General features: G+C 27.2%; 9 protein-coding genes, 1 tRNA gene and 1 pseudogene. 10 read left to right on the top strand and 1 reads right to left on the bottom strand.

What is annotated here, in order from left to right; translation table 11 throughout:
* The first annotated feature begins 226 nt into the window (after positions 1–226).
* The 10 genes from CPX_RS00045 to CPX_RS03145 all read left to right on the top strand — a co-directional run bounded on the left by CPX_RS00045 (position 227) and on the right by CPX_RS03145 (position 11,517).
* On the top strand, positions 227–2,434 hold the full coding sequence (locus tag CPX_RS00045) for an AAA family ATPase (RefSeq protein WP_053521237.1): 2,208 nt from the start codon (positions 227–229) through the stop codon (positions 2,432–2,434).
* Positions 2,435–2,680: 246 nt separating this feature from the next.
* Positions 2,681–3,157 (top strand): ATP-dependent metallopeptidase FtsH/Yme1/Tma family protein, encoded by a 477-nt coding sequence (locus CPX_RS00040; RefSeq protein ID WP_053521236.1) that lies wholly within the window; start codon positions 2,681–2,683, stop codon positions 3,155–3,157.
* A 500-nt stretch (positions 3,158–3,657) separates the two neighbouring features.
* Positions 3,658–5,355, top strand: a complete 1,698-nt coding sequence (locus CPX_RS00035) for a DAK2 domain-containing protein (RefSeq protein ID WP_053521235.1) — start codon at positions 3,658–3,660, stop codon at positions 5,353–5,355.
* A gap of 33 nt (positions 5,356–5,388) precedes the next feature.
* Positions 5,389–5,475: transfer RNA gene (locus tag CPX_RS00030), tRNA-Leu, on the top strand.
* Between the two features lie 243 nt (positions 5,476–5,718).
* Complete coding sequence (gene nusA / locus CPX_RS00025; RefSeq protein WP_053521297.1) at positions 5,719–6,786, top strand: transcription termination factor NusA; 1,068 nt, start codon at positions 5,719–5,721, stop codon at positions 6,784–6,786.
* Between the two features lie 10 nt (positions 6,787–6,796).
* Positions 6,797–7,069 (top strand): YlxR family protein, encoded by a 273-nt coding sequence (locus CPX_RS00020; RefSeq protein ID WP_053521234.1) that lies wholly within the window; start codon positions 6,797–6,799, stop codon positions 7,067–7,069.
* A 40-nt stretch (positions 7,070–7,109) separates the two neighbouring features.
* Entirely contained in the window at positions 7,110–8,915 is a 1,806-nt protein-coding gene (infB, locus tag CPX_RS00015) for a translation initiation factor IF-2 (protein ID WP_053521233.1), read from the top strand.
* A 5-nt stretch (positions 8,916–8,920) separates the two neighbouring features.
* Positions 8,921–9,265, top strand: coding sequence for a 30S ribosome-binding factor RbfA (gene rbfA / locus CPX_RS00010; RefSeq protein ID WP_053521232.1), 345 nt, complete (start codon positions 8,921–8,923; stop codon positions 9,263–9,265).
* Positions 9,266–9,340: 75 nt separating this feature from the next.
* Entirely contained in the window at positions 9,341–10,741 is a 1,401-nt protein-coding gene (locus CPX_RS03150; protein WP_235443157.1) for a primosomal protein N' family DNA-binding protein, read from the top strand.
* Positions 10,699–11,517, top strand: coding sequence for a primosomal protein N' (locus tag CPX_RS03145; RefSeq protein WP_235443156.1), 819 nt, complete (start codon positions 10,699–10,701; stop codon positions 11,515–11,517). Before CPX_RS03150 ends, CPX_RS03145 begins: the two co-directional genes overlap by 43 nt.
* 70 nt (positions 11,518–11,587) lie before the next feature.
* On the opposite strand, the pseudogene CPX_RS03540 reads toward CPX_RS03145, so the two are convergent.
* Positions 11,588–11,725: pseudogene (locus CPX_RS03540) on the bottom strand (DUF2963 domain-containing protein); the annotation flags it as partial.
* Positions 11,726–12,824 lie beyond the last annotated feature (1,099 nt).

The following is a 12,824-nucleotide window of genomic DNA, read 5'->3' as shown; positions in this document are numbered from 1 at the left end:
AAAGGGGAAAGGGTAAAATATTATTGGATAATTGTTTTATATAATTATTATTCAAAAAGAAAGGTTTTATCAACTCACATCAAATAACAATTCCTCAAGATTATATTTTAATAAATTCATCATTATCAAAACATTATTGATTTTATGCCTGAGTGTTTTATTTTTTTTTCATCCCCAAAAAACATTCTCTTTTAGGGGAGCGCCAATTTCTAGAGCACTTTTTACAATGAACAAGATTAGATCATCTTTCTCTAAAATTAAAAAAACCAAATTTATTCCCAAAAATAGACGCACAAGAAGAACTAAACCTTTTTTATTTTCTAAACAAGAAACTGCAGAAATGATGTTAAATATCCACGATATTATTCCTGATATAGACCATTTATTAACAGAAATGGTCTTGGATTTTTCGGAAGAAGTAGTATCCGTCGTGTCTCTTGTATTTCAAGAGGTCAAACAAAACTGGCAAAAATTTATAATTAGTATTCCGACGGACAATTATCAAGAATATTTAGAAAGGATCGTCTTTCCTTTATATCGTCTCCATAATGCGGTTATTTTTCACCTTGTTATGTCACCTCAAAAAGTAAGAGAGCGCATTTTACCTACTTATAATGCTTTTTTAGCTAAAAATCAAAATTTATTTTTGCCAGTTTCTGTACCCCAAATCACAGATGTTTATCTAAATCCTCTAGATAACGTCGCTTTTAAAATGCAAGAATATTTAAACCAACGTCAATTCATAGTCCCTAATTTTAAAATAAACACCGCTAAACCTTCTTATAATGCCAACATTTTAAACATGGAAAAAACGATTCCTTCTGTTTATCCTGATGTTTTAGGGGTTTATCTGCATAAGACTTTTTCTCCCTTAGAAACTGAGGAAATAGATATAGAAAATTTATCTTTAGAAAATTCTATACAAGAAATCGTAGTTTTCCGATCCGCCGCCTTTAAAGAAAGTGCTTTCTCTTGGAAGAAAGATATTATCAACCATACAATAGAAAAAAAGCTTTTATTACGTTATTTAGAACATTTTGTTAAATCAGAGGTTCTACCTGCTGATGGTATTTTGTTATATGGCCAACGTACTGATGATAAGCAACAATTAGTGGAATTGATAGCGAAACAATTAAAAATACCTTTTTATTATGTTTCGGTTGATGCTTTATTTTTAAGTTTTCAACAGAAGAAAGATGATTCTGATTTAAACCAATTAGCTAGTCTTATTCCTTCTGAACGTTCTATTTTGTTCGTTGATAAAATGGATCTTTTTCCACCTGAAGAACCTTTTATGACCCGTTTATTGACTGTTTTAAAAAAAATGCAAAAAACACGTTCTTTTTTAATTATTGGCAACGTGAATCAAGTCAAAAAGATGCAAAAACCTTTGTTTCCTACATGTGAGAAACTTTTCGCCATTGACATACCTTTTAATTTATGGAATTTAGGCGAAAGATATAAATTTATCAAAATAAAGGGTAAAAAAGTTTTAGAGGATGATTTAACTTTAATGCGTTATATCGCCGATAATACTGCAGATTGGGAGCACCAAGATTTAGAACATCTTTTAGACTTATTGTCTGTTTCTAACCAACAAATGTCGGAAAGAAAAGTTACTTTAGAAAAAATCCAAGAAAGCATGCATTTCCTGAAACTGACTTGTCTTCATCCGGAATTATCTTGGTCAATATATCAAAAAAATATATTATTTCATCAAGCCGGTCATATTCTGGTCGAAATGGTTTTTAATTCTCCTCTAGGCGGTTCATCAAACAAAGAGGCAGAAAAACAACCTCCAGAGGTGCCGAAAGTTTGTCATAATTGTTTAACTGTGTTAAATTCAGAAAAAGGAGGAAAAAATGTTGTTTGGCAAACGGATAATTTAATTCACCAAATTTTTTATTCTTTAAGCGGTACTATGGCAGAACAAACACTATTAGATAACAAATATCAAAGTTTCCATGCTTCTGAAGATTTGCGGAAAGTACAACGATTAATAAAAGACTTGCAAAAACATCAAAAACCTGAATATAAGCGCTTTTTAGCTCAAATAACTCCCCAAGAGGAAGATAAAGAGAAGTATTTAGGGATTATAAATTTTTTTCAAGAACAAAGTAAAATTTTAATCCAAGCCAATAAGCCTCTTTTAGAAGAAATTATCCATGATTTAGAAAATGATCAACCTTTTGAAAGAGAAGAAACAATCCCTCTGGTGTTGCCGCCTTCTTTGCAAGAAAATAACCTTTTCGAGGTTAATAAATTAGAGACCATAATTCATCCATCAAAGAAAATAGATCCTCAACCGAACCTTTCCTTAGTTTCTGAAACAAAAGAAAAAAACATCTCTTCTTATCAAATCGTGGTTTGGACTATGGCTGCTTTAATCCCTCTTTTAACCCCTTACCTTCTTAAAAAAATTTTTAAAGCTTAAATAATGTTTTTTCTTTCGTTAATTAAACGACGAAAAAAGAACCTTTTGCATAATTTAGAACTCTTTTTCAACTTTTGAGCTAACCCAAAACATCTGCTTTTATTATGTTATAATTTTATTCAAAAAGGTGAAATGTGAATATCTTTAAAATACAATTTATTAGTTTTTTAAAATTATTGAAATATACGCATTTAAAAGAAATTTTAGAACAAAAGCAAAAACAAACTTTTGTTTGGGGAATAAGAATTGGACTTTTTACTTTCTGCAGAAGAGAAAAACAGCCCAATTATTAAAAAATTAAAACAACAAATTATTCCGCGTGGAAATGCAGGTGGTTATAATTTAATGATGCCCGAAAAAGAGACTCTTTTTTCTTCTAAAAACAGGATGTTGGTGCAAATTACAACTTTTTTAGGTGGTAGAGCGGCTGAAGAATTAATGTTTAACGATATATCTGACGAAACTTATAGCGATTTCAAATATGCTACCAAAATAGCGGCTCAAATGGCCACTAAATTAGGAATGTCTGATTTAGGACCTGTGCAAGATTCCGTTTTTTCGGATAAACAAGCTGTTGATGTAGAAATTAAAAAAATAGTGAATGAATCGTTAGAAAAAGCGCGTCAAATTATTGTTGAAAATAAGTCTTTATTAGAACAAATAGCTCATGAATTATTAAAAAAAGAAACCATTAACAAAGAAGGCTTGGAAAATTTACTATAATGAAACAACTTACAAACGTTTTTGCATTATAGTAAAAATGATTTTTTTCTAGGAATGAAGATTTATCTGTTATTCAATAAGGCTTTTTAAGATTTTTCCCATTTTAAATCGTTAAAAAACCATCATCAACAATTTTTATCATTAAAGATTAAAAGAGTTTAAAAAACCACAAAAATATATTTTAAAAAAATTAACAAAATATTTTCATCAGTTTTGCTTTAAAAAAGTCGATAACGAGAGATAAATAATTAGTTCCCCTTTTAATTATGTTATAATTAAAAGGGGTTTTTTCATTATTTTTTAAATATATTTTAAAAAATATTTTATAATTTATAAGAATTGCACAGGTATGGATTATAAAGCGATTAATTATAATCATTTCCAAAAGTTTTCTATAAATATTATAGATCGACGAATCATAAAAAACATTTTATAAATTTAAAACCAAAACTAATTATTATCACTAATAAACATATTAATTGTAAAAAAGGATTAAAATAATGATAGATCACAAAATTATAGATGGTATTTTATTTAAAAAAATGGTAATTAATGGCGCTATTAATTTAAAAAATAATTATCAAAAAATAAACAATTTAAATGTTTTTCCTGTTCCAGATGGAGATACAGGGACTAATATGCAAATGACTATGGTAGAAGGAATAGAAAAACTAAAACTTGTTGACGATCCCTCTATCGTGAAAATGTCTAAAGTTTTATCTGACGCTTTATTGATTAGTTCCAAAGGAAATTCGGGAGTTATTTTATCTCAGTTTTTTTCAGGCATTTCCGAACAAATTAACGTTTTTCAAAAAGATACGATTGATATTTCACAATTTATCGACTCTTTTGTGAATGGTTATAAAAAAGCTTATGAAGCGGTTATGGAACCGGTTGAAGGCACTATTTTAACTGTTTTACGTGAATCTATCCAAGCGACTCATAAGAAAAAGAGTTTTAAAGTTTTAAAAGATGTTTTAAAATATATGATTAAACATGCTAAAATTTCTTTAAACAAAACAACCGATTTGCTACCTGTTTTAAAAAAATTTAATGTTGTTGATAGTGGTGGAGTTGGTTTTGTTTGTATTTTAGAAGGTATGTTAAAAATATTAGAAAACGATGAATTAATGTTGGAAACAGATGATTCATTCAACGAAGGTGCTCATTTTTTTGATAATATCGAACATGTTGTAGAAGAAAATCTAAAATACATGTATTGTACAGAATATATCGTTCAATTAAGGCCTGAAAGTGGTTTTATTTTAGAAACTAAAAGAAAAGAATTATTAGAAATTGGCGATTCTTTGATTTTATTAAAAAATAATAATTTAGTTAAAATACATATTCATACTAATATGCCTGGCGATGTTTTAACTAATTTATTACAGTACGGAACTTTAAAAAGATGTAAAGTTGATAACATGAAAGAACAAAATGAAAACGTTGTTAAACAAAAAAACTCTGATAACGCTTCTCAATTGAGTTATTCTTTAATATCGGTTGTTTCTAACAAAGAAATCAAAAATATTTTTTCGGATATGAATGTTAATTATATCATTGATAAATCCTATAAATCTAATAAAATAGTTTCTTCTGAAGAATTTAGCAAAATTTTTAAACAATTAAAACCTTCTCATGTTATAGTTTTAACTAACGGTAAAGAGAATAAATTAGCGGCACAAAAAGCTTTAAAAGCTTATCCTGATTTAAAGGTGAATTTAGTAGAAACACAAAACATAGCTGAAAGTTACAGCGCGCTTTTGTCTTTTGATGAAACAGCTTCTTTAAAAGATAATTTAGCTAATATGCAACAAAACATTAAAGAAAATAAAATTGGCGAAGTAGTTCATTTAAAAAAATCTAATCGATTTCCTACAGATTCATTAAATATTAATGAAGAACATTTTGTGGAAATATTAGAATCTTTAAAAAATAATAAAGATAATTATTTAGCCATTTTAGAAGAAAAAATTCTTTATAATCATTTGGATTTAAACACATTAACACAATATTTATTAGAAAAAATGGTTAATTCAGACAATAAATTTTTAACTATTTTTTATGATTATAAAAAAGTTTCTCAAGAACATTTAGACCAAATAGAAGGTTTTTTAACAGATAAATATCCTTTTTTAGAAGTTGAAAAAATAGAAAATGACGACACAATGCGCCCTTATATGTTTATTTTAGAATAAAAAATAATAAATTAATTTTTATTATTTTTTTGTGTGGATATGGCGGAACGGTATACGCGCATGTTTGAGGGACATGTGAGAAATTTTCTCGTGTGAGTTCGAATCTCATTATCCACACCATAACAAAAAAATACAACAAAAATTGCTTTTATTGAAGGTTCGGCCGAGTAAATGAGTTATTTTTGATAAATAATTCATTTTTTTATGTTTTTTTAATATAATAAATGATACACTATAATTAGTAATAAAATGTTAATTTAGATTATATATAATATTTCTTGTTAAGTGGTTATTTTATATAATCACTTTTTTAATTTTATTCCTATTTACAAAGGAAAATATTTCAGAAAAGGAGGGTTTTTTTTGAAAAATAAAGAATTTTTAAATAATATAGATCAATTATCGCAAGAATACGAAATAACTCGTGAACAGACTATTCAATCTTTTGAAAAGAGTTTAGTTTCTGGTTGTAAAAAAAATTACCAAGTTAAAAGTTGTCGTACAGAAATTACTCCAGAATATGATGAAATTTTTTTATATAAACAATATTTAGTAATTGATCCTAACGACGAAGAAACGCTAAACGCTAACGAATATAGTTGCCTTGATTTAGAGGAGGCGCAAAAATTAAAAGAAGACGCACAAGTAGGAGATATTATCGAAATTGAAGTTGATCCGAAAGATTTTAATTTTTATGCTAGCAAAGATTTTAAAAATAAATTTAACGAAGAATTGATCAAACAAAAAAGAGAAACCATTTATAATTTTTTTAAAAATTATGAAAACAAATTAATCAGCGGTAAAGTAATAGCGGAAAGCGATCATTTCTACACTTTAGAATTAGAAAAAGAAATAAATACTTTATTATCTAAAAAAGAAACCCTTCTTAATGATAATTTTCATATTGGCGAAAGAATTTTAGTTTTTGTCGCAGAAGTTCAAAATACTACTAAAATGCCTAAAGTTTTTGTTAGTAGAGTCCATGTTAATTTTGTTGTTGAATTATTAAAAGAATTTGTTCCAGAAGTGCAAGAGGACATCATTAAAATTATGGGAATAGCGCGTATACCATCAGACAGAATTAAAATAGGCTTAATTTCTACTGATCCTAAAGTAGACCCTATTGGTTCTTGCATCGGCGAAGGCGGAAGTAGAATAAAAAGTGTGGTTAACATTTTAAAGGGCGAAAAGATTGATTTATTTCAATGGAGTTCTGATCCGATAGAATTGATAACTAACTCTCTTCAACCGGCTCAAATTCTTAAAATCACCGCTATTAACGAAAAAAATAAAACAGCGTCTGTTGTGGTTGCTGACGATCAAATCTCTTTAGTAATTGGTAAATTAGGCAAAAACGTTAAATTAGCCGCTCAGGTGACTAAATGGAATATTAACATTCAAACCTTATCCCAACAAGAAAAAGTAGAATGATTTCATCATTATGGTGAAAAAAGCATTCTTACCTAAAGATATTTTAAGAACTTGCATCGCTAGTCGTCAAAAAAAACCCAAAAAAGAGTTAATTCGTGTAGCGATTTCCAACCAAGGTGTTATTTCTCTTGATTTGGAACAAAAACTAACCGGAAGAGGTGCTTATTTTATTTTAAATAATGAAAATCTTTTGTTAATTCAACAAAAAAAACTTTTAGACAAAAAATTAAAATCTTTTGTTGATGAAAAGATTTATAAACAACTTTGGGATTTGTTAAATTGATAAGAGAAGAAAAATACTATTTAAAGGAGAACAGAAAAATATGAATTTAGAAAAAAATCCAAAAGAAGAAAAAGCGACTGATAACGAAACTATTGGAGTAACAAGTTATGTTTTCAATCCTAAACACACAGTTCAAGATTTAGCTAAACACTTACAAGTTTCTAATATTTTTTTAATTAAAAAAATATTGCAAATGGGTGTTACAACTAATATTAATCAAACCTTAGATCGAGAAACTATTGAACTTTTGGGATTAGAATTAAACCTTAAAATCATTTATTCTCCTCAAGTTGATTCAGATCAAAAAAAAGGTAAAGCTAAAAAAGAGAACACTAAATTGACTAAAAGGGCTCCTATTGTGACTATTATGGGACATGTGGACCATGGCAAAACAACTTTATTAGACTCTATCAGACAAACTCGTGTAGTAGACCAAGAATTTGGGGGGATTACTCAACATATCGGAGCTTATGAAATTAGTTATAATGATAATAAAATAACTTTTATCGATAGTCCGGGTCATGAAGCTTTTTCACAAATGCGTTCTAGAGGGGCTAAAATCACTGATATTTGTGTTTTAGTGGTAGCTTGCGATGACGGAGTCAAACCGCAAACTATTGAATCTGTAGAACATGCAAAAGCGGCTAATGTGGATATTATTGTTGTTATTAATAAAATCGATAAATTGAACAATAAAAAAGAAAACATTATGACTGAATTATCTAATTATGGCTTATTACCTGAAGAATGGGGCGGCAATACTCCTTATATTGAAATGTCGGCTCTTAAAAAACAAGGTTTAAACAACTTATTAGAAATGATTTTGTTAATGAGTGATATTAAAAACATTCAAACTGATTTAACAAAAAAAGCCGAAGGAACGATTTTAGAAGCTAGTTTGATCAAAAATAAAGGTCCTTTAGCTACTTTAATTCTTACTAACGGAATTTTAAAAATCGGTGATGTGGTTGTTGCCGGTGAAACTTATGGTAAAATACGCTCTATAGAAGATGATTTAAAGAAAAGTCTTAAACAAGCAGTTCCTTCGCAACCAGTAGTAGTTTCTGGTTTAAAACAAGTGCCTCAAGCTGGCGATCATTTTATGTTAGTTCAGAATGAAAAAGTCGCGAAACGCATGGCAGACGAAAGGCAACATTTAGCGAAAGAAAAAAAATACGCTCTTTTAGATGAAATGGCAACTTACAATGATAATATTTTTGAATTAGAAGATGAAAACGAAACTAAAACTTTAAACATCATTTTAAAAACTGATACTCAAGGAAGTATTGAAGCGATTCAAAAAGCTTTAGGGCAAATGTCTACCGAAGAAGTAAAAATTAATTTTATTAAAACTTCTGTAGGGATGGTAACTATTAATGATATCAATTTAGCTAAAACTTTTGAAGCTTTATTAATCAATTTCAATACTCCTTTAAATAATGATTTGCTTAAGTTTGCTCAAGATTCTAAAGTAGAAATTAAAACTTATCAAATTCTTTATAAAATGATGGAAGATATTGAAATTGATTTGAAAAAATTAATAAAACCTGTTTTTGAAGAAAAAATGATGGGTCAAGCTGAAGTTAGAAAAATATTTTATATTAGTTCTATTGGCTATGTCGCGGGTTGTTATGTTACTAGTGGAACTATTTTTAACAATTCTTTAGCGAAAGTGATCCGTAATAAGGAAGTGATTTACGAAGGCAAAATAATTTCTTTAAAACATTTAAAAAATAATATCAATAGCGCCAAACAAGGCCATGAATGTGGTATTGTTTTAGATAATTTCAACACTTTTCAAGTTGATGATATAATAGAATCCTCTAAAATGGAGAAAGTAGTGTAACTAATATGAGTATTACAAATGAAAGAACAGCGAATTTAATTCACAAAGAAATAGTTTTTATAATTAATCAAATAGTTAGAAACGATCAAATAGGGTATATCAATGTCACTGATGTTGATTTAACTAAAGATTTATCTTTTAGTAATATTTATTATACTCTTTTAAAAGATGACGAAGAAACTGTGGCTTTAGCGGCTGAAGCTTTAGAAGAACATAAAAAAGAAATTCGCATGGAATTAGCTAAAAAAATCAGAAATATTAAAAAAATTCCTAATTTAATTTTTAAATATGATCAATCTTTAGTTTATGGCAAACATATTGATAAACTTTTAGAAGACATAAATAAATAAAAAAGATAAATATTTATTATTTATCTTTTTTTATTATATATTATCTGTATATAAAAAGAATAAAAGAGGTTCAGGATGTTTGCGGAAATTATTATAGATGTAGAAAGCGCTTCGTTAAATCAATGTTTTGATTATGTTATACCTTCAGAATTAGAACCTTTAGTGAAAAAAGGTATGAGAGCTATTGTGTCCTTTGGTAAGCAAAATACACACCGTTTAGGTTATATTGTTAATATTAAATCCACTAGTAAATTCGCGAAAAAACCCATTATTGAATTATTGGATAAAACTCCTTTTTTCGATGAAGAAATGTTTTTATTGGCTGATGAAATTTTAAAAATTCCTTTTACGCTTAAATCTTCTGTTTATAGAACTATTTTCCCGAAAAGCCTTTTAGTCCCTTATGTTACAAAAATAATTGTTCTTCAAGAAGAATTAATTCCTTCTGAAATTAAAACTTATTTAGAGAAAAATAAATGGCTTTTAAAGGTAGAAAAAGAATCTTTAAACAAGGAGTTACAAAAATTAAAAAACCAAAAAATCATTGATATTATCACTATGACTAAAGATGATTTAAAAGAATTATCTTACGAAAATATGATGAAAAAAACTGTTCGTAAAAAAAAATCCTTTATTATAGAGGAAAACAAAAATGTTTTAGAAGAAATAGTTAATAAAGAAATTGTTTTAACTTCTCAACAACAAGCTGTTTTTGATAAAATCGATTTATTTCGTCATCAAACTTATTTATTATATTATGACAATGATTTAGATAAGACTCACCTTTATTTAAAATTAATAGAACAAAATTTAGCCAACCAAAAACAAATCCTTCTTTTGGTGCCGGAAATTATTTTAATTAAACAATTGGTGGCTCAAATTAAAACTTTTTTTCCTCATTTGCTGATATCCGTTTTAAATGGAGAAATGAGTCATTTAGAAAATTTCAAACAAAATCAAGCCATTAAAGAACAAAAAATTAATTTAGTGATTGGCACTAGGATGGCGGTTTTTTCACCTCTTAATAATTTAGGAACTATCATTATTGACCAAGAACATGACGAATCTTTATTAGAAAAAGAAAAAATACCCAATTATGATTCTAAAGAATTGGCTCATATCAGAAGTCTTTACCACAATATCCCTTTAATTTTAAGCAGTCCTACTCCTTCTTTAGAAAGTTATTATCGTTTTAAAAAGAAACAATATGAATTGTTAGTTTTAAAATTAAATGATAAAGCTAAAACGATGAAACTAATTGATATGAGGGAAGAATTGAAAAAAGGGAATTTATCACCTTTATCTACAGAATTAACTCAAACTTTAGAACAAAATATTGAAAATGATCGTAAAAATATTTTATTTATTAATTCGAAAGGTTTTTCTCCTTTTGTTTTGTGTCGTTTTTGTAGTTATGTTCCTAAATGTGTTAAATGTCAACAAAGTTTAACTTTTTTCGTTCTAAAAAAGTTTTAAAATGTAGTTTTTGCGGATATAGTGAAAAATTTACTCCTAAATGTCCGTCTTGTGCAGAAATAGCTATGAAAAAAGTTAGTTTAGGTATTGAATATGTGGAAGATTTTTTACAAGATAAATTTCCACACAGTAAAATAGTGAGAATGGATTCAGAAACTATTACTAATGTCAAAAAATATGAAAAAATATTAAACAATTTTAAAAAAGATAAAATAGATATTTTATTAGGAACTCAAATTATCGCTAAAAATTTCAATTTTTCTAATGTCGCTTTAGTGGGTGTCATTATGGCAGATATCTTATTAAATATTCCTCATTTTAAAGCTTCAGAAAAAACCTTTCAATTATTAACTCATATAGCCAAACACGCTCAAGAAAAACAAGTTATGGTACAAAGTTACGATACTCAACATTACGCTATTACGAGTGCTGTGAACTATAATATCAATTATTTTTTAAAAACCAATTTACAAGAAAGAAATACTTCCCAAAATCCGCCTTTCATTTTTGTTAGTAAAATAATGATAGCTCATAGGTTTATTAATAATGTCTTAAATATCGCTCATAATTTAAAAACAATTTTAGAAAACAATGTTTATCATAAAATAAAAGTTTTAGGTCCTTCTATTCCTTTAATTCCTAAAAAAAACAACTTATATCGCGTTTTATTAACGATCAAATATAACGATTGGCCTTTAAATTTAGATTTTATTATTCAAAATCATTTACAAAAAGATGCTTTATTGTTGTTCGATCGTTTTGCTAATATTATTTAATTATCGTCAATAAAAAAAGACCCTTTTATGGTTCTTTTGTTGTATATTTTTAGAAGAATAAGGTTTGATGTTATTTTACACTTTTGACTGTTCCATCTTTGATGCAATAAGTAGTTTTGATTTCTGTACCTATTAAAAAGTTATATTCTGTTATGGAGTAGATGGAAACATTGGAATTATAAGATATGTATTTTGTTGGTTTCTCTGTTTGAGGATTGTAGAAAAAATTCCGAACTTATCGATTCTTTGCAATAATAAGTTGTTTTTTCATAGTTTCTTGTGTTAACATCGTAATTGAAAACTGCAAAAATTAACCCTTTATAAAAATCTACAGTTTTAAAATGCTTCCCTTTTTCAGGATTATAAACTTTCACATTGTCTATTGTTTTGTCATCATCTTTATATTCAGTAATAGTGTTTAAACGATTGGATTCGTCATAACCTTTAATTTCTTTGCGACCTAAAATACCTACAGCTTCAACAACTTGGTGTGGCGTTGGAATGTATTTGGGATCTGCGGACTCTTGTTTGTTATCGTTTTTTTTGATTTTTTATTTCGATTTTGGATGTTCTCTGGAATAAGTTTGTCTTTAAATCGATCAGCTGTGAAACCTCCTCCTAAAACACTGATTAATAATAATACTATTATTATTAAAGTTTGTGAATTTTTATTCTTTTGTTAGGGATAAAAATTATTATTTGGAATCATATTTTTTCACGCTTTTTTTCAATAGTTTAGCGGTTTTTTATTTTTTTCATAAAAAAAAGACCCTCATATTTTGAGAGTCTTGAGGGTTATTTTTAAAAAAATACTTAATTAGGACTTTTTCAGTAATGAGGAAATAAAACACATATTCAAAAATTAACTTATATGTTTTCTTTGGAATAATATTCCCAAATATTTGCTGGTTTAATAACATTTAAATATCAAACAGATTCGATATAAGAACATTTAAAATGCATTTCTGAATATGTTTTATCAACCAATTGACTATCAGATGCACTTCCGCATTTATTCATAATATAATCAATTACTTCAATATGTTTTGGTTGTAATTTATTATGATCTCCGCTTTCAATAGGATTATCTACAATTTGATTGTAATAATTCTTTTTTAAAATTAAATAATTAGCAATATCAAAAATATGGATGTTTTGTTATCATCTTTCATTTATCTTTGCCTCTTTTTTCTATTATTATAGGAAATTTATTAACTTTTGGCAATATTGTGAACTTTTATTTGGGTTTTATTATGTTAAAGTTATAAAATATATCTATTTAGTTTCATTTTACTCTTTATAAAAAA

Origin of the sequence: Candidatus Phytoplasma pruni, assembly GCF_001277135.1 — a bacterium.
GTDB lineage: Bacteria > Bacillota_I > Bacilli_A > Acholeplasmatales > Acholeplasmataceae > Phytoplasma > Phytoplasma pruni.
This window is presented reverse-complemented; position numbering and strand designations above follow the sequence as displayed.

Coding starts and splice junctions, on each gene's coding strand:
- CPX_RS00045 (WP_053521237.1), top strand. CDS start 227: ATGAACAAGATTAGATCATCTTTCTCTAAAATTAAAAAAACCAAATTT.
- CPX_RS00035 (WP_053521235.1), top strand. CDS start 3,658: ATGATAGATCACAAAATTATAGATGGTATTTTATTTAAAAAAATGGTA.
- CPX_RS00020 (WP_053521234.1), top strand. CDS start 6,797: ATGGTGAAAAAAGCATTCTTACCTAAAGATATTTTAAGAACTTGCATC.
- infB (WP_053521233.1), top strand. CDS start 7,110: ATGAATTTAGAAAAAAATCCAAAAGAAGAAAAAGCGACTGATAACGAA.
- rbfA (WP_053521232.1), top strand. CDS start 8,921: ATGAGTATTACAAATGAAAGAACAGCGAATTTAATTCACAAAGAAATA.
- CPX_RS03150 (WP_235443157.1), top strand. CDS start 9,341: ATGTTTGCGGAAATTATTATAGATGTAGAAAGCGCTTCGTTAAATCAA.
- CPX_RS03145 (WP_235443156.1), top strand. CDS start 10,699: ATGTCAACAAAGTTTAACTTTTTTCGTTCTAAAAAAGTTTTAAAATGT.